This window comes from Brevundimonas lutea, assembly GCF_003704105.1.
GTDB lineage: Bacteria > Pseudomonadota > Alphaproteobacteria > Caulobacterales > Caulobacteraceae > Brevundimonas > Brevundimonas lutea.
In genome coordinates this window covers 25,682-50,344 of record NZ_QUOQ01000004.1, presented here as the reverse complement: position 1 = coordinate 50,344, position 24,663 = coordinate 25,682, and the positions used below count along the sequence as shown (strand labels likewise).

Here is a 24,663-nt window from a genome sequence, read left to right as displayed (position 1 = left end):
CGCTGACTCCGGTATAGAATCCGGAGGCCATCATGGAAGTCGTGCTTCTCGTCCTTGCCCTCGCCGCCCTGGCGGTGGGGCTGGTGGTGTGGAACATCAAGCGCAAGCCCGCCGAGACACCCCACAAGGGGCCGGACGAGGGCGACACCGCCTGGAACGACCGGGTGCATCCTGACGCGATCGATCGCAGCCAGGACGCGCCGGGACCGCGCCCGTGAACCTGTTCGGCCAGCAGCTGGACGGCGCCATGCTGATGAGCGTGGTGTCGATGGTGCTGTTGCTGGTGTTCTGGGTCTTCGTGCTGAAGCGTCGCAAGGACGGCGACCGCTGGGTCGACCAGCGGCTGCTGGAACGCGAGCGCGAGAAACAGGCGGCTCGTGAACGCATCGTCGCGCCGGCGCGTGACGATGGCGTCGCCCCCCCGGTCGATCCCGGCAAGGGGCCCTGGGGATAGGCGGCCTCTCGCCTTGACAGGGCCACGCTAACCGCCGACCGGGTGAGCATGGCCGCGACGTCCGCATCCGCCGCGATTCCCTCGCCGGCCCCGGCTTCGGAGACGGAGCTTGAGCCCCTGCGGCCGTTGCTGGCGCGCATCTGGCGCGACTATCTGAAACAGCGGCGCGGCAAGCTGATCCTGTCGTTGATGGCGGCGGCGGTGACGGCCGCGACCACAGCCTGGGTGGCCAGCCTGCTGGACCCGGCGGTGGACCGGCTGTTCGTCGAGCGGGACACCTCCGCCCTGTGGCAGATCCCGGCGGCGATCTCGGCGGTCGCCGTGCTGAGGGCCGTGGCGGCGGTGGTTCAGGCTCTGCTGGTCAACCGACTGGGCCACGGTCTGGTCGGAGAGGTCCAGGGGCAACTGTTTGAACGCACCATCCGGGCCGACCTGGCGCGGCTACGCAGCCAGCATTCCGGCGCCTTCGTCTCCAGCGTGCTGTTCGACGCCAATCTGATGCGAGAGGCGTTCACGCAAGGCGTGGTCAGCTACACCCAGCACGCGCTGACGCTGATCGTGCTGTTCGCCTGGATGCTGTGGACCGATCCGTGGCTGACCCTGGTGGTGGCCATTGGCCTGCCGATCGTCTCGAGCCTGATCCGGCGCTTCGGCAAGAAGGCGCGCAAGGCCGCCAAGGGGGCGATGGCGGAGACAAGCGTCCTGTCCACCGCCCTGATGGAGAATCTGGACGGGGTGCGCCAGGTCAAGATCGAGAACCGCGAGGGGGCCGAAAGCGCCCGCGTCGACGAGGTCATCGCCCGGCGCCAGCGGTTCATCATCAAGGGCGCCGACGCCCGCGCCCTGTCGGGGCCGACGTCGGAGATGGTGTCGATGTTCGTGCTGGCGGCGGTACTCGCTTACGCCGGCTGGCGCGCCCAGTCGGGGGCCATGACCATCGGCACGTTCACGGCCTTCATCGCCGTGCTGCTGATCGCCGCCCAGTCACTGAGGAACCTGGCCAATTTGCAGACGGTGATGGCCGAGGGGCTGACGGCGGCGCGCCGGCTGTTCGGGGTGCTGGACGTGCAGCCGACCATCACGGATCGGCCGGGAGCGAAGGTCTTGCCCGAGGGGCCGTGCGCAGTGGCCTTCGACGATGTCAGCTTCGCCTACTCCGCGGCCACGCCGACACTGTCGCATGTGTCGTTGTCGGTGGCGCCCGGAGAGACGGTGGCCCTGGTCGGGCCGTCTGGCGGGGGCAAGTCGACGATCCTGAGCCTGATCCCGCGCTTCTACGAGGCGACCGGCGGCGCGGTGCGGGTTTGCGGCGAGGATGTGCGCGACGTGACCCTCGACAGCCTGCGCGCCAAGATCGCACTGGTCACACAGGAGCCGTTCCTGTTCGACGAGACCCTGGCCTACAACATCGCCTACGCCCGTCCGGCTGCGACGCAGGACGAGATCGAGGCGGCGGCGCGCGCAGCGGCGGCGCACGACTTCATCATGGCCTTGCCCGAGGGATACCAGACGCGGGCGGGCGAGGCGGGCGTGCGACTGTCGGGCGGGCAGAGGCAACGCATCGCCATCGCCCGGGCGTTCCTGAAGGACGCGCCAATCCTGCTGCTGGACGAGGCTACCTCGGCGCTGGACACCGAGAGCGAGGCCCTGGTCCAGTCGGCGCTGGAACGGCTGATGGAGGGCCGCGCCACCCTGATGATCGCCCACCGCCTGTCGACCGTGCGCCACGCCGACCGCATCCACGTGCTGGACGGCGGCCGGGTGGTGGAGTCCGGCACGCACGCGGCTCTGAGCGGAGCGGGCGGCCTCTACGCCCGGCTGGTGCGCCAGCAGAACCTCGAGGGGGCGCCCGCATGAGGCCGCTGAGGAATCCGGTGGTGCGGGGCGTCCTGGCCTTTCTGCTGGCCGAATGGATGCGGTTCTGTTTCGCCACCATCCGCTGGACGCATCAGGATCGCGACAAGGCCGAGGCGGTGTGGGACGCCGGCGGCGGGGTCATCTGCGCCTTCTGGCACCAGCGGATCGGGCTGTCGCGCGCCGGCTGGCCCTTGCCGCGTGCGCAGGAGGCGCGAGCGCTGATCTCGCTGTCGCCCGACGGTCAGTTCATCGCCGACGCCGTGGCGCGGCTGGGCATTCCGGCGATCCGGGGCTCGTCCCAGAAGGCGGCGGCTCCCGAGCGGGCCAAGGGCGGCTCGGCGGCGATGCGCGACGCGCTGCGCTGGTTGCGGACCGGGGCGCTGGCGATCACGCCGGACGGCCCGCGCGGACCGGCCAGGACCATGGGCGAGGGGCTGCCGGTGATGGCGCGGCTGTCGAAGCGGCCGGTGCTGTTCATCGGCCTGGCCTGCAAGCCGGCGATTCGACTGAACAGCTGGGACCAGGCGATCCTGCCGTTGCCGTTCGGTCGCGGCGCCATCGTCTGGGACAAGGGGCATTACCCCGAGGGGCTGGAGCCCGAGGCCGTGGTTCCGCTGTGGATTGAGCGGTTGAACGCGGTCGAGGCGCGCGCCGACCGCCTGGTCGGCGCGACGCCGAATACCGGAGCCGCGGCATGAGCTGGGCGCTGGACCTGTATCGCTGGGTGACCGGCGGGCTGGAGCGTTATGCGCCGCGCCTGCTGGAGATGCGCGTCCGGCGCGGCAAGGAACATCCCGAGCGGTTTCTGGAGCGGCTGGGCCAGGCGTCGGCGCCGCGTCCGCCGGGGCCGCTGGTCTGGCTGCACGGGGTGAGCGTCGGCGAGGCGGTGTCCCTGTTGCCCGTGGTCGAGCGGCTGCGGCAGAAGCGGCCGGACCTGACCGTGCTGATCACGTCGGGCACAGTGACCAGCGCCGAGGTGCTGGCGCGGCGGTTGCCTGAGGGCGTGATCCACCAGTTCGCGCCCGTCGACGGGCCGGAGGCGGCGGCGAGGTTCCTGGAGCACTGGCGGCCGTCGGCGGCGATCTTCGTCGAGAGCGAGTTGTGGCCCAATCTGATCGGTCAGGCCCATGAGCGTGGCGTGCGGCTGGCCTTGGTCAGTGGGCGGATGACCGAGGGGTCGGCGGCCAACTGGCGGCGGTTCCGGGGTGCGGCCGAGGCGCTGTTCGGCCAGTTTGATCTGATCCTGCCGCAGGACCGCGAGGCGGCCGAACGGTTCCAGAGCATCGGGGCGCGGGTGGACGGCCTGGTCAATTTGAAGCTGGCGGGCGGGCCGCTGGGCCACGACAGCTCGGCGTTCGCGCCCCTGTCGGCCGCGATCGGCGACCGGCCAGTGGTGGTGGCGGCCTCGACCCACGCCGGCGAGGAGATCGCCATCGTGCGGGCGCTGGACGCCCTGCATGAGCGGCTGTTCCTGATCCTGATCCCGCGACATCCGGAGCGGGCCGACGGGGTGGGCGAGGCGCTGGCGGCCGAGGGCTATCAGTTCGCACGGCGCTCGCGCGGCGAGCCGATCACGGCGGAGACCGACCTCTATCTGGCCGACACCCTGGGCGAGATGGGGCTGTTCCTGAGACTGGCCGATGTGGTCGTGCTGGGCGGCTCGTTCGGGCCGGCGTTGGGGACGGGCATGGTCGGCGGGCACAATCCGCTGGAGCCCGCGCGTTTGGGCAAGCCTGCGGTCAGTGGCCCTGACATTTCGAACTGGAAGGGCGTATATGCCGATCTTCTGGCGGCCGGCGGGATGCAGATCGTGCCCTGTCCGCATGACCTGACGACGGTTCTGGGGCCGTTGTTGAGCAACCCGCCGATGGCCCAGGCGATGGGGGAGCGAGCGCGGCGGGCGGCGACGGCGGCGGACGCCGACCTGGACCGGTTGTGGGCGGCGCTGCAGCCCCTGTTGCCGCCCACCCCGGCGCGGGCGAACGGCGGCCGCCGCCGGTGAGACTGTCGACGCCCCGCTGGTGGTATCGGCGCGAGCGGTCGCATGCGCCGGTGACGCGGATGTTGCTGAGGCCGCTATCTTGGATCTGGGCAGGGGCGACGGCGCGGCGGATCGCAAAGGCCACACCGGTCGATCCGGGGGCGCCGGTGATCTCGGTCGGCAATCTGACGGTCGGTGGCTCGGGCAAGACGCCGGTGGCGCGGGAACTTCTACGGCTGCTGCGGGCCGAGGGGATCGAGGCGCAGGGGCTAACGCGTGGACATGGCGGGCGGCTGGAGGGGCCGGAGCGGGTCGATCCGGCGACGCACTCGGCTGTCGATGTCGGAGACGAGCCCCTGCTGTTGGCGAGCGAGGCGCCGGTGTGGGTGGCGCGCGACCGGCCGGCGGGCGCGAGGGCTGCGGTCGCCGAGGGGGCGGCGGTGCTGGTCATGGACGACGGCCATCAGAACCCCAGCCTGAACAAGGCGCTGTCGCTGATCGTGGTCGACGGCGAGACGCGCGACGATGAATGGCCGTTCGGCGACGGGGCGGTGTTTCCGTCCGGGCCGATGCGCGAGCCGCTGGCCAAGGGTCTGGCGCGGGCCGATGCGGTGGTCGTCCTGCTCCCGGACGACGCGCCGGGCCTGGATCCGGAACTGCGCGCCGTGTTCGGGGACCTGCCGGTGTTCATCGCACGGCTGGAGCCGGCCGGACCGCCGCCGCCGGGGCCACAGCTGGGCTTCGCCGGGATCGCCAAGCCGTGGAAGGTGGAGCGGGCCCTGACCGCCGCCGGCTGCGAGCTGGTCGACTTCGCGAGCTTTCCCGACCACGCGGCTTTTTCAGACGGCGACCTGAAGGCATTGGCGGATCAGGCCGAGGCGCGCGGCGCCGGGCTGGTGACCACCGAAAAGGACTGGGTGCGCCTGCCGGCGGAATGGCGCGATCGGGTGGCGGCCTGGCCCGTCGCGGCGCGGTTCGAGGATGAGGCGGCGGTGATGGTCCTACTGCGGCGGGTGGTGGCGCCACCAGCTTGACGCAAATCTTTGCCTGACGCCTGCTCGGGAAAACGTCGGAGGACGGGATGATCAAGAGCATGAACCGCTGGGCGCGTGGCGTGGCCGTGGCTCTGGCGCTTGGCGCTGTGGCGGGCGGGGCGGCGGCGCAGACGCCCGTCCCCCTGGATCGGGTCGATCCGATCTATCAGCCGCGACCCATGGTGACGATCGAACACCCCGAGTGGTCGAAGAATGCGGTCCTGTACCAGCTGAACACCCGCCAGTTCACGCCCGAGGGCACGTTCGCGGCGGCGCAGGAACAACTGCCGAGGCTCAAAGAGCTGGGCGTCGACATCATCTGGCTGATGCCCATCCATCCGATCGGAGAGGTAAACAGGAAGGGCACGCTGGGCAGCCCCTATTCGATCAAGGACTATTTCGCCGTGAATCCCGAGTTCGGGACAATGGACGACCTGAAAGCCTTCGTGGACGCGGCGCATTCCCAGGACATGAAGGTGATCCTGGACTGGGTGGCCAATCACACCGCCTGGGACAATCCGCTGACCCAGACCCACCCCCAGTGGTACGAGCGCGATCTGGACGGGGATTTCCGACCGACGCCGTGGTGGGACTGGTCCGACATCATCAACCTGGATTACTCGAACCCCGACCTGCGCCAGTACATGACCGAGGCGCTGATGTTCTGGGTGCGGGAGGCCGACATCGACGGCTATCGGGCCGATGTCGCCGGCTTCGTGCCGCTGGATTTCTGGAACACGGCGCGGGCGCAACTGGACGCCATCAAGCCGGTGTTCATGCTGGCCGAGTGGGAGATGCGCGAAGTGTAGACCAGAGGCTACGAATCTGAGGGTCGGACGTTCGAATCGTTCCGGGCGCGCCATTTTCTCTATATTTTCCAAAGACTTGATTAGGCGCGGCGGGGCCGCTCTTGCGATTCCCGGCGGTAACCGAACGTTTCTGAACGTTCCTGAATGAAAACAGCCCGTTACGGCTAGTGCCACTTTGATTCCGGTTTCTTCGCAGTGCTTCCGTGGAGCATTTTTGGAGCACGGGAAGTGCCTGCGCCGCAGGCCGCCCTTCGTGCCTAGGCGGCTTGAGATACCCGAGGGTGGTCTTGGTGGCCGAGGCGCGAGATGGGTTGGTCAATCTCATTCCGACGGTCCCTCTGACATCGAGGTGAGCGCGAATGACGTCGTATGTCCGACCCGGTGTTAGCCAGGTTGGCAGTGGGTGTTGGGTAGGGTGTCAACGAAATACTCTGACGAGTATCAACGCGGATGACACTGGGTGTCAGGTGCAGTGTGAGCAAAGCTGGCAGAGCGCCTCAGGTAGAGCCTTGACCGCCCTGGCTCTCAACGATGACCGGCTGGACCACGGTCGCATGTCGATGCGGGGATATGACGATGTCCGCTCGCGCTGCGAACAAACCGGCTGTTCCGATCAGCCACAAAAGACCTATGCCACCAGCGACCATCCGGCCGCCCCGGTCCTTCGGGCCGATCGCAAAACAGAGAGCACCAACGCCGCCCAAGATCACGGCGTAGCCGAGGTACAGGGGCACGTTGTGAGACCCGAATAAGATGAAGGCGAGGCAGAAGACGACGCCCCCACTGACGGCGCTGGCGACTCCAGCGACGACGAGGTCCACGACTATGTTCGGCTTGGGCGGACGCCTCGGCCGCGACCGTCTGGTCTTGGGGCGCCCCTCCTTCCACCGAAGGTCGCGTCCCCGGACTGTAAACCGCTTCCCAGCCACTACCCTATGGCCTGACGCCAAGGGCTGGCACATCCTCGTGGCGCGCCAGCAGGATTCTCATACGGATGATCTCGGCTTCCTGTGCCGCGATGATTTCCCGAGCAAGGCTTTGAACGTCTGCTGCCTCGCCGTGGTCGACGGCGACCTTCGCCATGGCGACGGCCCCATCATGGTGCGCAATCATGCCTCGAAGGAAGTCGATGTCGGCGTCCCCGGTGTAGGCGATCGCCATGTTCCGATGCATCCGGTCGTTTGCTTCGCGATAAGCCAGTGTCGAGGGAGCGTCCGCCGTCGGCGTAGCCTGAGGGTCATGGGTTCCGGCATGCTGGACCAACGACGGAGGCGTCGCGTCCGCTGGGGGGCGTGCCCGCGCCGACAACATGCCGTAGGCGAAAGCCGACAGCGCGAGGAAGACGGCGATGACCGACGCCCAACCGATGCGCTTCATGAGATTTTCCTCTTGGGGTTCGGGCCTGCGGCAGGGTCGGCCGCGCCGTGCGATGCGCTGACGAGTCTGGTCGGGTCGCGATAGCCCAGAAGCCGGAGGGCGTTGAATACGACGAGGAGCGTCGAGCCTTCGTGCATCGCCACCGCAGGACCGATGCCAAGCCCAAAGATGGTGGCTGGCACGAGGAAGGCGACTACCCCCAAGCTGACCACCAGGTTTTGCAGGATGATGCCGCGCGTTCTGCGGCTCAGCCCCACCGCGAACGGCAGTTGCGAGAGATCGTCGGACATCAGAGCGACGTCAGCGGTCTCCAGAGCGACGTCAGAGCCTGCGGCGCCCATAGCGATACCCACAGTCGCCGTTGCCATGGCGGGGGCGTCGTTCACGCCGTCCCCGACCATGGCGATTTTACCGTCAGCGCGAAGCCGTTTGATGGCCTCGACCTTGTCCTCGGGCATGAGGTCGCCCCAGGCTTCGGTCAGGCCGACCTGGCTGGCGATGGCCTGGGCCGCCTTCTGATGGTCTCCCGAGATCATGATCATCCGAGAGACACCCAGCGCTCGCAGGGCATCGAGCGTCGTGCGGGCTGTGGCCCGTGGTGTATCCAGCAGGCCGATCACGCCGAGATCGCGCTCGCCCCGCCGGACGACCATCAGGGTTCGGCCATCCAGCCGCAGGCGGGTGACGGCTGCCTCCGCCTCGTTGCTGAGCGGGCCGATCCCGTCCACACCGAACATCTCCGGCTTGCCGATCCAAACCTGGCCACCGTCATACTGGGCCGTCACGCCCTTTCCGGTCAGACTCTGCAGGTCGGAAGCCGCTGCGACCGTTGCGCCCTTGAGGCGCTCCAAGCCGTCACGCGTGATCGCCTCCGCTAGAGGGTGATCGCTCAGCCGCTCCACCGCGACGGCGGTTGTCAGAAGGTCGAGTTCCTTCGCGCCGCCTACCGGCACGATCTCGGTGATCCTGGGCCGTCCCTCCGTTAGGGTGCCGGTCTTGTCGAACGCTATCGCGTTTAACGATCCCAGGTTCTCAAGGGGGGCTCCCCCCTTGATCAGAACGCCGGCTCGGGCCGCACGAGCGACACCCGAGAGAACGGCGCTCGGCGTGGCGATGGCGAGGGCGCACGGGCTGGCCGCCACCAAGACCGCCATGGCCCGATAGAAGCTGTCGCGGAACGGCTCATCGACAACCACCCAGGCGAAAAGGAGGATGAAGGCTAGGCCAAGAACTACCGGGACAAAAATCCGTTCGAAGCGGTCGGTAAATCGCTGGGTGGGGGACTTTTGGGTTTCGGCCTCGCTCACCATACGGACGACTTTGGCCAGCGTCGTGTCGTTGGATTTGCGCGTTGCCTCTATCTCGATCGATCCGGACCCATTGATGGTCCCAGCGAAAACGATCGAAGCAGACGCGATCTGCGCGGGTCGTGCGCGGGCGGCCTCGGCATCGGTCACGGGCTGCTTGTCGACTGGCATACTCTCCCCTGTCACCGGGGCCTGATTGATGCTGGTCGCACCGACCACGACGAAGCCGTCCGCAGGCAGCCGTTCGTTCGGTCGAACTACGATCGTGTCGCCGACCTCGACCTCTTCGACCGGCACTTCAACAACCTCGTCGCCCCGACGGACGTGGGCGGTGCGGGGCGCCAAGTCGGCCAGGGCCTCAATCGCGCGTTTAGCGCGCCCCATGGCGTAGTGTTCGAGAGCGTGGCCGATGCTGAACAGAAAGAGGAGCAACGCGCCTTCCGCCCAGGCACCGAGCGCTGCTGCACCGGCGGCAGCCACGAGCATCAGTGTGTCGATCTCGAACCGCTTGTTGCGAAGGTTGTCGAAGGCCTCGCGAACCGTGAAAAAACCGCCGAAGGCGTAAGCGACGACATATAGCGTGATAGGCAACCACGCCGGGATGCCGGCAACGAGCTTTTCCAGCCCGAAGCCCAGCGCCAGCGCGGCGCCGCTCGACAGCGCGAAAATCACCTCAGTGTTCGGCCCGAGCATGCCTCCATGCGCGTGGGGGTCTGCTCCCGCCTTCTCGCTTGCATGATCGTGGCCATCCCCGGTTTGATGGTCGGCAGCGGACGAACTCATCGGATCACCTCTTCGTTAGTACCGGCAAGAGCCGCGTTTCGGAGAATTTTGACGCCGCCCTTGATCGCGAGCGCGGCGACCAACAGCCCGACGACGAGGTCTGGCCAAGCCTGATCGAGCCACAGCACAAGCCCGCCAGCGACGAGAATGCCGCCGTTCGCGGCGAAATCGTTGAGGCTGAAGGTTTCGGCGGCCTCCATGTTGACGTCGTCCGAGGTGACCCTGTTCAACAACATCAGGCAGATCAGGTTCACGATCGCTGCGACCAGGGCCAGACCCATCATAGTCCAGCCGACGGGCTCCGCGCCGAAATACCAGCGCCGGCCGACGTCGATGACGACGCCGGCCGCAAAGAGCAGCAGCAGGACGCCAGACAGACGGGCTGCACCTCTTTTCCATGACAAGGCTCGGCCCACGGCAAGGAAGCTGATCAGGTAGACGACCGAGTCCGCTCCGTTGTCGACCGCGTTCGCCAGGAGCGCGCTGGAGTCGGCAAGAATACCGCCGGCCCCCAAGCCTACGAACAAGAGCGCGTTGAGCACCAGAACCAGCAGCAGCGTATGTCGCTGCTGCTGGTCGCTTGATTTGGCTCCAGTCAATCGTCCATCCCTTCCGAGGACCTGTGTTTCACGGCCCTGGCGGCAAAAGTCGGCAGGACGAGCAAGGTCAGGATGGTCGCGGTCAGGAGGCCGCCGATAACCACTGTCGCCAGCGGCTTCTGAACCTCGGCCCCGGCGCCGTGAGCCAGCGCCATGGGGATGAAGCCGACGATGGCGACCATCGCGGTCGTCAGCACGGCGCGTAGGCGGCTGGAGGCGCCCTCAATGGCGGCGTTATAAGGCGTTAGACCCGCCGTCAGCCGCTCTCGGATCGCTTGCATCAGAACCAGGCCATTCAGGGTCGCCACGCCGGAGACGGCGATGAAGCCGACTGCCGCAGAGACCGAGAAGGGCATCCCGCGCAGCAGCAGCGCGAGCGCGCCGCCGACCAGTGCCAAGGGAACGCAGGCGAACACCAGACCGGCCTCCGCGAACGATCCCAGCGCCAGGAAAAGCAGCACGCCGATCAGCACGAAGACGATCGGGATGACGAGACCGAAGCGCTGCACCGCCCGCTCAAGGTTCTCGAACTGACCGCCCCACTTCAGATAGACCCCCGCCGGTAGGTCGATCTTCGAGACCTGGCTTTGGGCATCTGTAACGAAGCCGCCCAGATCGCGACCGCGAACATTGGCCTGAACCACCATGCGGCGGCTGCCGTTCTCGCGGCTAATCTGGTTCGGGCCTTCTCCGACCTGAATGCGTGCCACCGAGGACAGCGGCACGATGATCCCCGTGTCGGAGACGATCGGCAGGGCCGCCAGAGACGCCGGATCGTTGCGGGCGTCGTCCGGCAGGCGGACGACGACGTCGAAGCGTCGGTCGCCCTCGAAGATGCGCCCGGCCTCGGCGCCACCGACACCGGCCGAAACTGCCTCGCTGACATCAGCGGCGGACAAGCCGTAGCTGGCGGCAGCGATGCGATCGACGCTGACGGTCAGGGTGGGCAGGCCGGAAGCCTGCTCGACCCGAACGTCCGCCGAGCCAGTCGTCGCCCTAAGCGAAGTTGCGACCTGATCCGCGACGCGCTGGAGCGTGTCGAAGTCGTCGCCATAGACCATGACGGCGAGATCGGTGCGGACGCCGGAGATCAGTTCGTTGAAGCGCAGTTCGATCGGTTGGCTGAACTCGAAGTTGTTGCCGATCTGTAGCGCAGCAACACCTTCGATCCGTTCGATTAAAGCTTCCTTCTCCAGGCTCGGATTGGGCCAGTCCTTGCGGTCTTTCAGCACGATCACGCTGTCGGAGATGTTGGGCGGCATGGGGTCCACCGCTGCCTCCGCCGTGCCGGTGCGCGAGAACATGGTCTCGACCTCGGGCTGAGCCTTGATGGCGCGCTCCAGGGCCATCTGCATGGCGAGGGATTGCTCCAGCGAGGCCGAGGGCACCCGCAACGCCTGCATGGCGATGTCGCCTTCATCGAGCGTCGGGATGAACTCGCGCCCCAGGGACATGAAGGAGACCGCGCCGATGGCGAGGGTCGCCACCGCAGAGATCAGCACGATCTTGGGCCGCGAGACCGCTGCCTGGATCGCCGGTTGAATAAATCGGCGGGCGAACCGCAGTATCCAGGTCTCGTGTTCGATCGCCTGACCATCCGGACCGACGTGAACCGACTTGGGATCACGCACGAGCAGGGCCGTCATGGCGGGCACGAAGGTGAAGGAGAAGATGAAGGCGCCGACCAGTGCCAGCATGACGGTTGCGCCCATGGGCTGGAACGTCTTGCCCTCGACGCCTTCCAGCATCAGCAGCGGGGCGAACACCAGAAGGATGATCAGTTGTCCAAAGGCGGCCGGCTTGACCATCTGGCGGGCGGACTGAACCGCCACGTCCAATCGCTCATGGCGGGTCAGCATCCGTCCCAAGGACGCCCGGCGCTGGGTAAGCATCAGCAGGGTGTTCTCGATCACCACAACCGCGCCATCGACCATGAGACCGAAGTCGAGTGCGCCTAGGCTCATCAGGTTCCCGCTGATACCGAACCGATTCATGCCAATGACGGCGAACAGGAAGGACAATGGGATCATCAAGGCGGTGATGCTCGCCGCTCGGATGTTGCCCAGCAGCAGGAAGAGAACAACGATGACCAGCAGCGCGCCTTCGGCAAGGTTGCGGGCGACCGTCGAGATGGTCGAGTTGACCAGTTCGCTGCGATTCAGCACCGGCACAGCGACGACGCCGGGAGGCAAACTGTCGTCCACGACCGACAGCCGTTCGGCGGCGGCCTGAGCCACGGTGCGGCTATTGCCGCCCGCGATCATCAGCGCCGTGCCCAGCACCGCTTCATGTCCGTCTCGGCTGGCGCCGCCTAGACGCGGAGCCTGGCCGATCTCGACCGTCGCGACATCGGCGACCCGAACGACCAGACCCCCGCGATTTACGACCGGCGCCTGCGCCAGATCGTCGATCGTAAGCGCCAGGGCGTCGGTGCGCACGACCAGGGCCTCGCCCGCGCGCTGGATGTAGCCGGCGCCTGCCTGGGTGTTAGCGCGCTCGACCGCCTCGACCAGATCGTTGAGGCCGAGACCATAGGCGGCCAGTTGCGATGCATTGGGTCGGACGGCGTATTCCTTGACGTAGCCGCCGACAGTATCGACCCCGGCCAGGCCGGTCGTGGTTCGCATTTGGGGCGCGATGATCCAATCCTGAACCGTGCGCAGATAGGTCGCGCGCTGCTCGGGCGTGGTCAGTCGGTCGCCTTCGGGGGTCAGATAGGCCCCGCCAGCCTGCCAGCCCGGCTGGCCGGGCTTGGACATATTGTTGCTATTGAACGGCACATAGTCGACCGTCCACATCAGCACTTCGCCCAGACCCGTGGTGATGGGCGACAGGCCGGGCTCGACGCCCTCGGGAAGTCCTTCCGACGCTGCAGCCAATCGTTCGGCGACCTGCTGACGCGCAAAATAGATGTCCGTCTGGTCGGTAAATATCGCGGTGATCTGACTGAAGCCGTTGCGCGATAGCGACCGCGTGCTGGTCAGGCCTGGGATGCCGGCCAGGGCCGTTTCCAATGGATAGGTGACCTGACGCTCGATCTGTTCGGGGGCCAGGGCGGGGGCGACCGTGGTGATCTGCACCTGACGGTTGGTGATGTCGGGGACCGCGTCGATCGGCAGTTTGGTCAGTTCGAACAGACCCAGCGCAGCGACAAGGCTGACGGCAAGGACGATGAACCAGCGGAACCTGACGGACGCTGTGATGATGGCTGTAAACATGATCGTCGCCCCTAGTGGCCGTGCTCGGCCTCGCCCTTGGCGAGTTCGGCTTTGAGGAGGAAGGCATTGGCCCCGGCGATACGTTCGGCCCCGGTCAGGCCGCTCAGGATTTCAGTGCGATCTCCGGCCCGCCGACCCGCAAGGACCGGAACAGCGCGGAAGCCCTCGGCGGTGCGGACGAACACCACGGTAGCGCCCTCAACGGTCTGGATAGCGTCGGATGGCACGGTCAGGCCGCCACCTTCGCCGCCCGTAACGACTGAGCCCGAGACGGCTGATCCAGCAGGGGGCAAGCTTGCACCCGTCGGTCGCGCGCGAATGACGGCTCCACCACCCTGCGCGCCCGCCCCGGCGGCAACGCCGGTGACGACGGCGTCGAACTCGCCGTTGGGTCCCTGCACACGCACCGACGATCCGGCGCGAACCTGAGCGGCAAGTGCCGGCGGCGCGTTGAAGACGATCTCGACCCGTGCGGGGTTCGTGACCTCGGCGATGATCCCACCTTGGGCCGCAAAGCCGCCAGGGCCCACCTGAACGCTCGTGACAACGCCCGAGATGGGGCTCGTCACGCTGAGCCTGCCCGATGCGTTGGGCGAGCCAGCGGCCGACGCTCTGGCGCGCGCCGCACGCGCCGAGGCTTGGGCGCCGAGGGCCTGCGCATGGGCGACCTCGGCGTCGCGACGGGCGACCACGCCCTGATCGGCGAGGCTCTCTTCACGACTGTGCGCCTGCTCGGCGGCGACGGCGTTGGCCTGGGCCGCATCCGCATCGGCGCGCAGTGTGGCGGCGTCGCCGCTGACCAGGATGGCCAGCGACTGACCGGCGCGCACCGATTGCCCCGGTGCGACCAGAACGCGTTCGACACGACCACCGACACTGGCGGCGACAGCAGCCCTGGCGTCGACCATCGGCTCCACCCGGCCAGACAGACGGGTCTCACCGCCGCCGCCGCCCGTGACTGCGACAATCGAGATGTTCGCGGCGGTGATCTGCGCCGCCGTCAAGACGACGACGCCTTCTTGACCGGCCCCCTCCTCGGCGTGGCCTTCCTCACCCTCGGCATGTTCGCCTTCTTCTCCGGCATGCTCGCCTCCAGTAGAGGCTGCGGGTGCCTCCGCCGATGACCGCGTCATGACGTAGAAGCCTGCGCCGCCCAGGACGACAGCGGCGGCGACCCCGGCCATCAGCCAGGTCTTGTTGATCCGTGATGTGCGTTTCATTGCGATGTTCCAAAGGGGGCGCGGCCTTGCAGGCGCGCGAGATCGATTTCCGCCCGGACCCGCGCAAGGCGGGCGTCCACGGCGGCGTTGCGTGCGGAGATCAGCGCGGCCCGAGACGACCGCAGTTCCAGTTGCGAGATGCGGCCTGCTTCAAAGCCGATGCGTGAGAGCCGGTAGGCTTCCTCGCCGGCGGTGACACCCGCGTCGGCAGCCGAAACCCGGCTGGTCGAGGCGGACAGGCGAGCAACGGCGGCGTTGCGATCAGCCTCCGCTTCCTGACGGGCTCCCATCAGTCGCGCATCGGCAGCCCTGAAGTCGGCCTGCGCTGCGTCGATGTTGCCCCGGTTCCTATCGAACAACGGCAGCGGGATGCTCAACCCGAAGGTCAGGGCGGTTGCATCTTCAGCCTCGTAGCGGCGCACACCGACAGAGGCGCGGACGTCGGGTCGGGCGCGAACCCGCTCCACCTCGATCCGGCTTTCGGCTGCCGATCGCTCTGCTTCGGCGACCCGGACCTGAGGTGTCGCACCGACCGTCGCCGCCGCAGTGGCCGGCACCCGATCGATCAGGCTGGAGTCGATCGACGTGACGGGCGCCGGAAGCATCGCCACAGCCGTGAGACGGGCGAACGCCGCGTCTCGCTCGGCCTTAGCTTCATCTAGCGTCGCACGGGCCGCAGCGGCTTCGCTCTCACCCTGGATGCCCCGCAGCAGGGGCTCGCGTCCCTCTTCGACGAGGATCAAGGCCGCGCGGGTGTCGGCGATAGTGACGGCCAGCGCTTCCTCGGCCAGCAGGAACCGACGCTGGGCAGCTTCGGCTTCTGCATAGACCAGAGCCAGCCTGCCGCCGGCTTCCACCGTGGCCAGATCGCGCCTCAGCCCGGCCGTGCCGGCGTCCGCCTGCGCCACCGCCACCCGCGCACCGCGACGACCCCAGAGTTCGAGGTCCTGCGTCAGCGACAGAGTGGTTTCGGCATTGTCGTAGCCGGAGAAGGGTCCGGAGCCGAAGGCGTTCTCCGCCTCCAGCCCAAGTTCAGGGTTAGGGCGAACCCGAGCCTGACGGACTCTAGCCTCCGCCGCGTCCAGAAGCGCATCGGCTTCTAGAGACGTCGGCGCCAAGCCGATACGTTCGAGCAACGCGTCGAATGACGGTGCAGGGTCAGCCCACGCGGGGCTGCTAAGCGCCGTCGCAATTGCGACCATGGCGCAGCCGAACGCCAACTGCGTACGGCGTATAAAGAGGGGTGGCATTTGAATGTCCCAGAGATTGCTGACGAGGTGCGCGCACGGGCGCGCGGCTCGTCAGCCCCTGGGTGGACGCTTCAGCCCGTTGGGCGAATGCGAGGTCGACGGCGCGTTGCTCGGCTTGAACGTCGGCGTGGCCGAGTGACTCGCGGAGAACTTCAGCGGGGCCGGTTGCGGGAGTGCCACGCCGCTATGATGACAATGACCATGAGCGCAAAGGCCATGATCAGCCGACGGAGCGTTGGTGGGTTCTTCGGGCTGAGAGATCGAAGTCGATGTATGGGAGACTTGGGCTTCGACGGCACACGCCGCCGCGTCTACCGCCGGCACAAGAACGAACACGGCGACGACCAACGCGAGAAGCGCCGCGATCATCCAGTGTCTGTTCGACGTCAGGCCCATGAGGCCCCTTAACACGGATGGCCGTTCAATCAATGTTCGGATCGTCGCACCCGACCAGCGACACCAACGGTGTCCCACCACCGGGTGAACGCAGGGTGGCTTGGCGGGAAACTAGGTTCTGGGATCGCTCCGTCTCAACCCACTAGGCTCTATCGGTTCCGCGAGACGGACGCCTGCTCCCATCTTGCCGGCGTCTATAAACAGCACGCCCGCCCCTTCGAGGGTGGCCCTTAGAAGGAGCGCGTTCGGCTTGTAAACCGTCGTATAGTTCTGAGGATGCTCGGCTTTTCTTACAGTGTTCATCGCAAGGCCGGTTTGCTCACATAACTCGGACACGGACCAGTTAAGGAGACCCCGCGCTGCTCGAAGCTGGGCCGGCGTCACAACGACGCTATCCTGAACATCACTTTTCTTCGCGGGCATGATTGACGTTTTATACCATCGATGCAAAATAGCACCTTCTGCCGTCAGGAGGTGCCTGTGCACATTTATAATGCCCTTCCGGAGATTTGTCCGGATCATGGAATGCCCAAACACCGTCAGACGTGCGCGGGCTGCAACGCTGCCTATATGCGCCACTATCTCCGTCGTCGTAGCCGACAACAGCCTGAGTGGGCAGTCCGGCAGCGCGCGAAGAAGCGCGCCGAGAAGCTGGGCGTGCCGTTCGATCTGCCGCTTCACGCTGTCGTCATTCCCGCCTTGTGTCCTGTCCTGAACGTGCGCCTGGTCATCGGCGAAGGCCGCTTGCCTGAATCCCCCTCGTTGGATCGCATCAAGCCGGACAAGGGTTACGTGGTCGGGAACTGCCGGGTGATCTCAGACAAGGCCAACCGCTTGAAGTCCAACCTCAACCTGATCGAGTTGAAGACGCGTCTTAAGTTCGGGTCGTCCGCTTTACGCGCTGACTATGCCATGATCGTCGATTATGTGGACCGCGAAGAGGTCTTGGCTGAGGTGCGCCGCAAGGCCGCTTTCGGTGGACGAATGAGTGACGAATGGGAGACGATCGCCGACTGGCTTGATCGTCGCTTCGCGCACGGCCCGGTCTGCTAGGTGACTGTCATGAGCATGAAGAATGCTAAGCCGCCGACCCTGCTGCATACCGACTGCTTGCAGAGAGACATAGCCCTGGTGCCGCAGGGACCAGGTGCGTTTGCAGTGGCTTTGCGACGTGACATCCGCATCGAAAGCCCTTTCGACGTTGAGACCATCTGCCTGCCGACTGGAACGCCCCTGGTGGGTACGCCCCAGGTCGACAGCTTTGCTGACGCAGTCCACCAGCATCTCCACGGTGATACGGACCAGTCTGATCTGCGGCTAGGCGTGGCGCTACTCCTCGGCCACCACCCTACCTTCACCATGGAACATCCGCTCGGCAGCGCAGTGCGCGCAGACATCGATGCCTGGCTGGGAGCCTACACGGCGTTCGTCTTCTGGCCACGGACCGGCAGCGCTTTTGAAGCCTGCAACGAGGGCTTCTTCGTTGGGGTTGCCCGGTCTTGGCGCTTACAACACATTCAGTGACCAGTGGTTGGTCGATGGCTAATCTGGTACCGCTGCCGTTCTGTAGCGGTCAGGGTTTTGTTGGCACTCTTCCAACACGCGGTTGAGCCACGGCTCATACCAGCACCACTGCTTGCCGACAGCGACGGCTCCGTAACCTTTCGCTAGGTCCTTGGCACCGAGCCGTTGCCACAGCCGCGTGTGGCTATCCATCGTAAAGCGGTTCCAGCCTTCAGCCCGGACCTTTTCTACGACTTCGGTGGGCAAATACTTGCGCTTCTCGACCTCCTTTAGCGCCATGCTGAACTTCTCTTCCACATCGGAGCCGGGCGGCACGAGTTCTACGGCAAGGTCGGCACCGGGAGCGCGGTTCGCTGTCTTGCGGATCATGAAGACGCGATAGGCGAAGCGCGGATCGTCCTGCTGCTCAGGCGTCAGCTTCTGCTCGAAGCCCTCCATCATCGTCTCGAGGTGGCGTGGCAGGTTGCCTGCCTTCTTGAGCAGGGCACGCTGGTCCGGGCTGAAGGTGACGAACTGGAGCGCGATCGGCAGGCGCCGCTCCAGAGCATACTGCGCGCCGAACTGCCCCTTGATGACGTCGTTGAAGTTGATGCAACAGGCTTGCAGCTTGGCACTGACGGCGTCGTCGATTCGGCTGGTTGATTGATGTTCGATCTCATGGCGCAGTTCGAGGAGGTAGAGCAGATTGTCGGCCGAGCCGCGCTCGACCGGGCATCGTGCGTGCTTCAGGCACTGGGCCAGTTCCCAGTATTTGTCGGCCCCGTTCGGCGTCTTCGAAACGACCCTAACACCAGCTTCCATCTTCGTGTGGCGGTAGTCGATTCCTTCGCGCTTGAACCAAGCGTGCAGCAAGTAGGTCCAAGCGATCACGGCGGTGACGATAAACAGTTCGGCGCGGAACGTCAGGCCGGCGCCGTTGAAGATGTGAACCGCCGCGATCATGGCCTCGCGCGCCTTGATCAGCAGTTCGTCGCCCTGAAGGCTGAGCCCCGTCTCCGGATCAACGTCAGGCCAACAGGCCAGGAATGCGTCCAAGTCCTCGGCGGCTGCGGGCTTGACGGCTGTATGCTTCTTCTTCGTCCGAATTTCGGCGATGGCGCGATGGTTCACCGACCGAGTTGGGCGGGTGAAGTGTGCCAGGATGTCCTGATCGTTCGGCCATCGGCCGTCGGCGATCATGGCCTTGATTAGGGCGATCTCCCATCGCTCCAACGAATTGCCACGCCTGCGAACGGGAGATCGGTTGCCCGGCGTTGGTACCGGTGCCGGCGCGGCCGGAACGACAGGATTGGGCGCGGTGGCGTCCGGCGCAGCTTCCGGCTTGAGGGGGGGCCTCATCCAGCGATCTCAGCATCGAGCTGGCCCGCCATCAGAGCGTTGATCCAAGCCAAGGCCAGATCGCCGCCGAGATGGTCGGTGCCGAAGAGCGCACCAGCGCTGAGGAATGTGGAATCAGACAAGCGTGGCCCCCTATGCCTGACCAATAGCCACCCACGTGCGGATGTAGCAAAGGCGTCGGTGCCATCAACCCCTGCGGGTTTCGGGTGTCTCGCCATGGGTCAGTCACGTTTCGGGAGCGCCATTCCGAGACTGGATGTCCTGAAAATGGGCGGTCGGAGCCGATAAGATGGTGCCTGCGTGGATAGCGCCGACACGCTGACCGACAAAATTCTCGGGCTGCGGCATTATCCAACGCCTCTGCGGAACCGACCCCTGATTTCAATAATCGCAAGGGTTTCCTCAACGGGAAAGATGACTCCTCCGCAATGAGCAGTAATCGTGATCTTAACAAGTTGTTAAGCCTCAGCAAAAACTGAGGACAAATTGGTTAAAGCTGGCCAGTTCCTTGCTGCAAGCCTCCTCGTCTCTGGCATCCCGTCAGATCAATATGAGGATATGACTATGCACTCCCATTCTAACCCTGCGCGCCGCGTGCCCGACCACCCGTTGGATGTGCTGAAGGGGGCTGCGGCGATCGCAGAGTTCCTCTTCGGGACAAAGCGTCGTCGTCGCGAGGTGTACTATCTCGTGGAACGCAACGGGCTGCCGCATTTCAAAATGGGCACGATGATCTGCGCCCGCACATCGACCATCATGGCGTGGATCGCAGATCAAGAATCGCAGGTGGGCCTGTAATGCGCGACCGCAGCCCCCCGACTGTCACCCTGTCCCGCAACCCCGGCGCAGGTAAGCCTTGGGCCGTGTGCTTGGCCGCGCCCAACACTTTCACCTTCCGCCTCTTCGATGCCTACCCTGACGCGTTGGCTGCGGCCCGCGCGATCGCCACCGGCAAGCTTGAAGGCGATCAGGATTTCTCCATCGCCATCGCGCGCCTGCCCTATGACGTGCCGGCGACTTCGGCGATCGAGGCCAGCATCGATTTGGCTGACGCCCTACTCGCTGCCGTGCTCGCCGGGAAGAAACGCTAATGGCCAGCGTTAGCAAGCGGAAATGGGCAGGTAACGAGGGCGGCGGCCGTAAGGTAGCCGGCGGGCGGTCTGGCGAGTCCTGGCAGGTGAGTTGGACTGAAGAGGGGAAGCGCCGGAAGAAGGCCGGCTTTACGACCCGTGCTGAAGCGGAACTGTTCGCACTTGAGAAGCAACAGGCCGTCAACGCTGGAACCAGCCGCCCTGAAGGCGATCGTATGTCGCTTACCCAACTCAGCGTCATCTATCTCCAGCATGAGGAGCAGCGCGCAGCGCGTGAAGCGATCGGCAAGGGGCATCTCCGGAATCAACGCGCTCATTTCAGGAACTACATCGTCCGCGCCCCCGACTTCCAGGGATCGACGCGCGGTCGGGCCGTTAAGCCTTTCTCCGACGCGATCGGTCACTACAAGTTGACGAAGATCAAGCCGTCGACCGTGATCCGCTTTCGCGACGCGCTCTTTGCCATCGGCCTTGGCTATAAGGCGGTCCGCGCACATCTCGTAACGCTCCGCTCTGCTCTCGAATGGGCGCGGCTGCGTGATCTGGTTCCCACCAACGCAGCCGACAAAGTGCCGGTCGATGCGCCCGCGAAGCAGAAAGATGCTCGGGTCACGCCGCCATCAACGACCGCAATCATGGAGGTGCTGCAAGCATCCCCGCCGGAACTTGCCGAGATTATCCTTTTCTCCGCATGTACAGGCCTCCGGTCAGGCGAACTGCGCTGCCTCCGCTACCGTCACATCGATCTGGAGAAGCTGACCGTCCGAGTGAAGGTCGCGCTGGAGATCGACGACACCGAAGGCCCGCCAAAAAGCAAGGCCGGCTACAGGACGATTCCCATCAGCGCCGAGTTGGGAACGCGTCTCCTGACACGTAAGACTGCGGCAGGCGCCAGCGCAAAATCGCTCGTGTTCTCCAACGACAAAGGCGGCTACATCTATCGCGGATCGCTCCTGAAGCAGTTGAACAAGGTCACCGCCGGACTGGGCTGGCTCGCCGCTGGTGACACTGAACTTGACGCCGATGAAGACGACGAAGACGACGGCAACACCCGCTTCACGTGGCATGCGTTGCGCCACTATGCGATCTCTTCGTGGATCGCCGCCGACTTCAACCTCAAGGCTGTCCAAGTCTACGCGGGGCATGCCGACGTCAACACGACTTGGAACCGCTACGGGCACCTCTTCCCCCAAGACGACCAGTCAGTTAAGATGGCCTTGGCTTCGGCTAGCATCATCGCGACCATCTAGATCGGCGAGGAGCAATTCGGGAGCAAGTTGGACGGTCGCCCCGCTAACTCCCGAGATTCCCCTGCATTTTCATAGCCGAATGCATGTCGCTGACCTGCATTACGCCGCGTTCGACGCCAGCTACGCCTGGACCTGGAAGGACGCCATGCAGGGGATCGCGGCCGGGCGGGCCGACACCGGGGCGCTGTTCGGCTTCTATTCCTGGAACGAGAGCGCCTATCCGCGCGAGGCCATGCGGATGATCTACACCTCCAACCACGACCAGAACGCCTGGGAGGGGACGGAGTACGAGAAGTACGGACCGCTGCGCGAGGCGGCCATCGTGCTGTCGGTGACGGGGGAGGGGATCCCCCTGATCTACAACGGGCAGGAAGTCGGCAATCGCAAGCGCCTGGAGTTCTTCGAGCGCGACCCGATTGATTGGCCGGAGGATTATGCGCTGGACAGCCAGGGGGCGCTGTATCGCGACCTGTTCGCCCTCAAGCACGCCAACCGCGCCCTGTGGAACGGGCAGTGGGGCGGCCGGATGTATCAGGTGGTCAATTCCGCCCCGCAGCAGGTGTTCAGCTTCTTCCGCGCGAACGAGGGGGATCAGGTGTTCGTCGCCCTGAACCTGTCAGACCAGGCGCAGACGGTGACCTTCCAAGGGCCGCACCACTGGGGCGACTATCGTGAATTCCGGACCGGCGATGCGGTGACGGTGGACGGCGCAACGACCATGACGCTGGAGCCGGGGGGGTGGAGGGTGCTGGTGCGGGGCGGCTAGCGCTTCTCGAACTTCCGGATCACGCCGGAGAACGTCATCAGCGTCCGCCCGTCAGCCTCGATCTGGCCGCGCACGAAGATCAGGCTCTTGCCGGCGCGGATGACTTCGCCGGTGGCCTCGACCAGTTCACCGACGTAGGCGCCGTCGATGAAGGTCGAGTCCAGCTGTACCGTCACGCCCGAGGCGCCTTCCATCTCCTGATAGGCGGTCTGGAACATGGCGATGTCGGCAAAGGTCATCAGGCAGCCGCCGTGCATGCGCCCGCCCATGTTCATGTGTTTGGGCTCGGCGCGGAATGCGCAGCGCATCCGTCCGTCAGGGTCGGGCCGGAAGTAGAAGGGGCCGACCACCTGATCGAAGGTGCCGTGGGTGTCGTAGGTCCGCCAGCCGGCGAACTCGCCCTCGGTGACCGTGATCTTCGCGACCATCATTTTCTCCTTGGCCTATCGGGCTTCACCCTACTTGAGGCCGTGCCTTCTTTCCGCGCTTCGCAGGCGCCATATAGGCGTCATGACCGATCCGATCGAAGCCTCCATCTTCGAAAAACTGAGCCAACGCGATGCCGGCAAGAGCATCTGCCCGTCTGAAGTGGCAAAGGCGCTGGAGCCCGAGCGCTGGCAGCGGATGATGCCGCGCGTGCGGGCCATCGCCGTCGGCCTGGCGCGAGAGGGCCGACTGGTCATCACCAAGAAGGGCAAGCCGGTGGACCCGAACGCCTTCAAGGGCGTGATTCGGCTGAAGCTGCCCGAGGCCGGGAGCCCGTCCGAACCGGAATGAGCCTGGACGCCGTCCTCGACGACATCCGCGCCTGCCGCGCCTGCGCCGGCGAACTGGCGCACGAACCCCGGCCGGTGGTGCGGGTGTTTCCCGAGACCCGCCTGTTGATCTGCGGCCAGGCGCCGGGACGCCGCGTACACGAAAGCGGCCTGCCGTTCACCGACCCCTCCGGCGACCGGTTGCGCGACTGGATGGGCGTGGATTCCGACGCCTTCTACGGCGACCGGCGCATCGGGGTAGCGGCCCAGGCCTTCTGCTATCCGGGGACGGCTCCAAAGGGTGGCGACTATCCGCCGCCACGCCGCTGCGCCCAGCTGTGGCGGCCCCGGCTGCTGGAGGCCCTGCCGCGGATGGAGCTGACCCTGCTGGTCGGCGGCCACGCCCAGGCCTGGGCTCTGGGCGAGCGGTTCGGCCCGACCATGACCAAGACGGTGGCGCGGTGGCGGGACTTCACGCCCGCCATCCTGCCGCTGCCGCACCCCTCGTGGCGCAACACCGCCTGGCTGAAGCGGCATCCGTGGTTCGAGGCGGACGTCGTGCCCTGGCTGCGTATGCGGGTGCGGGAGCTGCTGACGTGAGGGTGTCACGGCGCGGATTGCTGGCCTCGCTGGGCCTGGCCGGGCTCGGGGCTTGCGCGCCGTTGGCGGTGCAGGCGCCGCTGACGCCGCCGGAGAATTTTCCGGGCGCGTGGATCGACGACGATGCTCTGGTCATGGACGACGGGGCGCGGTTGCCTTTTCGGGTGTGGCGTGGCGCGGCCGAGCCCTGGGGCGTGATGCTTGGGCTGCATGGAATGAACGACCACGCCATGTCGTTTCACCGGGCGGGGCCCGCCTGGGCGGCGATGGGGATCGAGACCTGGGCCTATGACCAACGCGGCTTCGGCGGCGCGCCGGGGCGGGGCGTCTGGGCCGGTGAGGCCCGTATGGTCCAGGATCTGCGCGTGGCTGTGAGCCTGATCCGGGCGGTGCGTCCGCACGCGATCCTTGGCGTCGCGGGGGAGAGCATGGGCGGGGCGGTGGCTATCTCGGCCTTCGCGTCGGCACGGCCGCCGGAGGCGCATCGGGCGCTCCTGCTGGCCCCCGCCGTGTGGGGCTGGTCCAGCCAGCCGGCGCTGTATCGCTCCGCCCTTTGGGCCGCCGCACGGGTGGCCGGGGCCTTTGCCGCCGAGCCGCCGGACTTCGCCGTGCGCGACATCCGGCCGACCGATAACATCGCCGAGTTGCGCCGCATGAGCCGCGATCCGAAGATGATCCGCGCCACGCGGTTCGACACCCTGTCGGGCCTGGTCGATCTGATGGAGAGCGCCAGTCTCGACCTGGGCCGGCTCCGCGTCCCGACCCTGCTGGCCTATGGCGCGCTTGACGACATCATCGAGAAGCGGCCGATGGCGCTGGCGTTGCGGCGCGCGGGCGATCCGCCGTCGCTGAGAACCGCCTGGTATCCGGACGGCTATCACATCCTGAACCGCGACCTTCAGGCGCACCGCGTGTTCGCCGACGCGGCCGCCTTCCTGCGCGATCCCGACGCCGCCTTGCCCTCGGGCGCGGGCCCGATTCCGGACGATCTCGGCTCCCGGTAAGGTGACGACGGTGAAGCTTGCCGACGAACGCGTTTTCGGCGTATGGCGCG

At 66.2% G+C, this 24,663-nt stretch carries 26 protein-coding genes; 16 read left to right on the top strand and 10 right to left on the bottom strand.

All coding sequences use genetic code 11. The features are described from left to right. Positions 1-32: 32 nt before the first annotated feature. Genes EES48_RS07525 through EES48_RS07495 form a run of 7 tightly spaced genes read left to right on the top strand, consistent with a single transcriptional unit; the run spans position 33 to position 6,135 of the window. Positions 33-218, top strand: a complete 186-nt coding sequence (locus EES48_RS07525; protein ID WP_122465790.1) for a hypothetical protein — start codon at positions 33-35, stop codon at positions 216-218. Next, a complete protein-coding gene (locus EES48_RS07520; RefSeq protein ID WP_122465789.1) occupies positions 215-454 on the top strand; it encodes a hypothetical protein in 240 nt (79 codons plus the stop codon). The genes EES48_RS07525 and EES48_RS07520 overlap by 4 nt, the downstream gene beginning before the upstream one ends. A gap of 48 nt (positions 455-502) precedes the next feature. Next, positions 503-2,311, top strand: coding sequence for an ABC transporter ATP-binding protein (locus tag EES48_RS07515; protein ID WP_122465788.1), 1,809 nt, complete (start codon positions 503-505; stop codon positions 2,309-2,311). Continuing rightward, on the top strand, positions 2,308-3,009 hold the full coding sequence (locus EES48_RS07510) for a lysophospholipid acyltransferase family protein (RefSeq protein WP_122465787.1): 702 nt from the start codon (positions 2,308-2,310) through the stop codon (positions 3,007-3,009). The genes EES48_RS07515 and EES48_RS07510 overlap by 4 nt, the downstream gene beginning before the upstream one ends. Then, positions 3,006-4,313, top strand: coding sequence for a 3-deoxy-D-manno-octulosonic acid transferase (locus tag EES48_RS07505; RefSeq protein ID WP_122465786.1), 1,308 nt, complete (start codon positions 3,006-3,008; stop codon positions 4,311-4,313). The genes EES48_RS07510 and EES48_RS07505 overlap by 4 nt, the downstream gene beginning before the upstream one ends. Further along, complete coding sequence (gene lpxK / locus EES48_RS07500; RefSeq protein WP_122466197.1) at positions 4,310-5,326, top strand: tetraacyldisaccharide 4'-kinase; 1,017 nt, start codon at positions 4,310-4,312, stop codon at positions 5,324-5,326. Before EES48_RS07505 ends, lpxK begins: the two co-directional genes overlap by 4 nt. Positions 5,327-5,373: 47 nt before the next feature. Then, entirely contained in the window at positions 5,374-6,135 is a 762-nt protein-coding gene (locus EES48_RS07495; RefSeq protein ID WP_122465785.1) for an alpha-amylase family glycosyl hydrolase, read from the top strand. Positions 6,136-6,632: 497 nt separating this feature from the next. Here the strand turns inward: EES48_RS07495 and EES48_RS07490 are convergent, their stop codons facing one another. From EES48_RS07490 to EES48_RS07460, 7 genes are all read right to left on the bottom strand, one after another. Then, on the bottom strand, positions 6,633-6,956 hold the full coding sequence (locus tag EES48_RS07490) for a hypothetical protein (protein ID WP_122465784.1): 324 nt from the start codon (positions 6,954-6,956) through the stop codon (positions 6,633-6,635). Between the two features lie 112 nt (positions 6,957-7,068). Further along, the gene (copM, locus tag EES48_RS07485) at positions 7,069-7,512 is read right to left on the bottom strand and encodes a CopM family metallochaperone (protein WP_122465783.1); all 444 of its coding nucleotides are present in this window, start codon (positions 7,510-7,512) and stop codon (positions 7,069-7,071) included. Beyond that, positions 7,509-9,602 (bottom strand): heavy metal translocating P-type ATPase, encoded by a 2,094-nt coding sequence (locus EES48_RS07480; RefSeq protein WP_122465782.1) that lies wholly within the window; start codon positions 9,600-9,602, stop codon positions 7,509-7,511. The genes copM and EES48_RS07480 overlap by 4 nt, the downstream gene beginning before the upstream one ends. Continuing rightward, positions 9,599-10,201: a cation efflux transmembrane domain-containing protein gene (locus tag EES48_RS07475; RefSeq protein ID WP_122465781.1), complete on the bottom strand. Its 603-nt coding sequence runs from the start codon at positions 10,199-10,201 to the stop codon at positions 9,599-9,601. The genes EES48_RS07480 and EES48_RS07475 overlap by 4 nt, the downstream gene beginning before the upstream one ends. Further along, positions 10,198-13,419 carry an efflux RND transporter permease subunit gene (locus tag EES48_RS07470; RefSeq protein WP_122465780.1) on the bottom strand — a complete coding sequence of 1,074 codons (3,222 nt, stop codon included), beginning with the start codon at positions 13,417-13,419 and terminating at the stop codon, positions 10,198-10,200. The genes EES48_RS07475 and EES48_RS07470 overlap by 4 nt, the downstream gene beginning before the upstream one ends. A gap of 11 nt (positions 13,420-13,430) precedes the next feature. Further along, positions 13,431-14,639, bottom strand: a complete 1,209-nt coding sequence (locus EES48_RS07465) for an efflux RND transporter periplasmic adaptor subunit (RefSeq protein ID WP_122465779.1) — start codon at positions 14,637-14,639, stop codon at positions 13,431-13,433. Beyond that, positions 14,636-15,889, bottom strand: a complete 1,254-nt coding sequence (locus tag EES48_RS07460; protein WP_122465778.1) for a TolC family protein — start codon at positions 15,887-15,889, stop codon at positions 14,636-14,638. The genes EES48_RS07465 and EES48_RS07460 overlap by 4 nt, the downstream gene beginning before the upstream one ends. A 921-nt stretch (positions 15,890-16,810) precedes the next feature. Here EES48_RS07460 and EES48_RS07450 point away from each other — a divergent pair. Together EES48_RS07450 and EES48_RS07445 are read left to right on the top strand one after the other, a co-directional pair. Further along, entirely contained in the window at positions 16,811-17,338 is a 528-nt protein-coding gene (locus EES48_RS07450; protein WP_205679398.1) for a hypothetical protein, read from the top strand. Positions 17,339-17,347: 9 nt separating this feature from the next. Beyond that, a complete protein-coding gene (locus EES48_RS07445) occupies positions 17,348-17,809 on the top strand; it encodes a hypothetical protein (RefSeq protein ID WP_162998080.1) in 462 nt (153 codons plus the stop codon). 18 nt (positions 17,810-17,827) lie between these two features. Here EES48_RS07445 and EES48_RS07440 read toward each other — a convergent pair whose 3' ends face one another. Further along, complete coding sequence (locus EES48_RS07440; RefSeq protein WP_122465774.1) at positions 17,828-19,147, bottom strand: DUF3644 domain-containing protein; 1,320 nt, start codon at positions 19,145-19,147, stop codon at positions 17,828-17,830. Further along, positions 19,144-19,269 (bottom strand): hypothetical protein, encoded by a 126-nt coding sequence (locus tag EES48_RS15260; RefSeq protein WP_276309602.1) that lies wholly within the window; start codon positions 19,267-19,269, stop codon positions 19,144-19,146. Before EES48_RS15260 ends, EES48_RS07440 begins: the two co-directional genes overlap by 4 nt. 472 nt (positions 19,270-19,741) lie before the next feature. On the opposite strand from EES48_RS15260, the gene EES48_RS07435 reads away from it, so the two are divergent. From EES48_RS07435 to EES48_RS07420, 4 genes are all read left to right on the top strand, one after another. Continuing rightward, positions 19,742-19,945 carry a DNA-binding protein gene (locus tag EES48_RS07435; protein WP_205679397.1) on the top strand — a complete coding sequence of 68 codons (204 nt, stop codon included), beginning with the start codon at positions 19,742-19,744 and terminating at the stop codon, positions 19,943-19,945. Between the two features lie 71 nt (positions 19,946-20,016). Further along, on the top strand, positions 20,017-20,238 hold the full coding sequence (locus tag EES48_RS07430; RefSeq protein ID WP_122465773.1) for a hypothetical protein: 222 nt from the start codon (positions 20,017-20,019) through the stop codon (positions 20,236-20,238). Next, on the top strand, positions 20,238-21,488 hold the full coding sequence (locus tag EES48_RS07425) for a tyrosine-type recombinase/integrase (RefSeq protein ID WP_122465772.1): 1,251 nt from the start codon (positions 20,238-20,240) through the stop codon (positions 21,486-21,488). The genes EES48_RS07430 and EES48_RS07425 overlap by 1 nt, the downstream gene beginning before the upstream one ends. Before the next feature lie 79 nt (positions 21,489-21,567). Continuing rightward, on the top strand, positions 21,568-22,254 hold the full coding sequence (locus EES48_RS07420; protein WP_205679396.1) for an alpha-glucosidase C-terminal domain-containing protein: 687 nt from the start codon (positions 21,568-21,570) through the stop codon (positions 22,252-22,254). Here EES48_RS07420 and EES48_RS07415 read toward each other — a convergent pair. Continuing rightward, positions 22,251-22,682, bottom strand: coding sequence for a PaaI family thioesterase (locus EES48_RS07415; RefSeq protein WP_122466195.1), 432 nt, complete (start codon positions 22,680-22,682; stop codon positions 22,251-22,253). The genes EES48_RS07420 and EES48_RS07415 overlap by 4 nt on opposite strands. An 82-nt stretch (positions 22,683-22,764) precedes the next feature. On the opposite strand from EES48_RS07415, the gene EES48_RS07410 reads away from it, so the two are divergent. Genes EES48_RS07410 through EES48_RS07400 form a run of 3 tightly spaced genes read left to right on the top strand, consistent with a single transcriptional unit; the run spans position 22,765 to position 24,613 of the window. Next, positions 22,765-23,031, top strand: coding sequence for a DUF3253 domain-containing protein (locus EES48_RS07410; RefSeq protein WP_122465770.1), 267 nt, complete (start codon positions 22,765-22,767; stop codon positions 23,029-23,031). After that, a complete protein-coding gene (locus tag EES48_RS07405) occupies positions 23,028-23,609 on the top strand; it encodes a uracil-DNA glycosylase family protein (protein ID WP_122465769.1) in 582 nt (193 codons plus the stop codon). The genes EES48_RS07410 and EES48_RS07405 overlap by 4 nt, the downstream gene beginning before the upstream one ends. Further along, positions 23,606-24,613, top strand: coding sequence for an alpha/beta fold hydrolase (locus EES48_RS07400; protein WP_338067378.1), 1,008 nt, complete (start codon positions 23,606-23,608; stop codon positions 24,611-24,613). The genes EES48_RS07405 and EES48_RS07400 overlap by 4 nt, the downstream gene beginning before the upstream one ends. Positions 24,614-24,663: the final 50 nt, after the last annotated feature.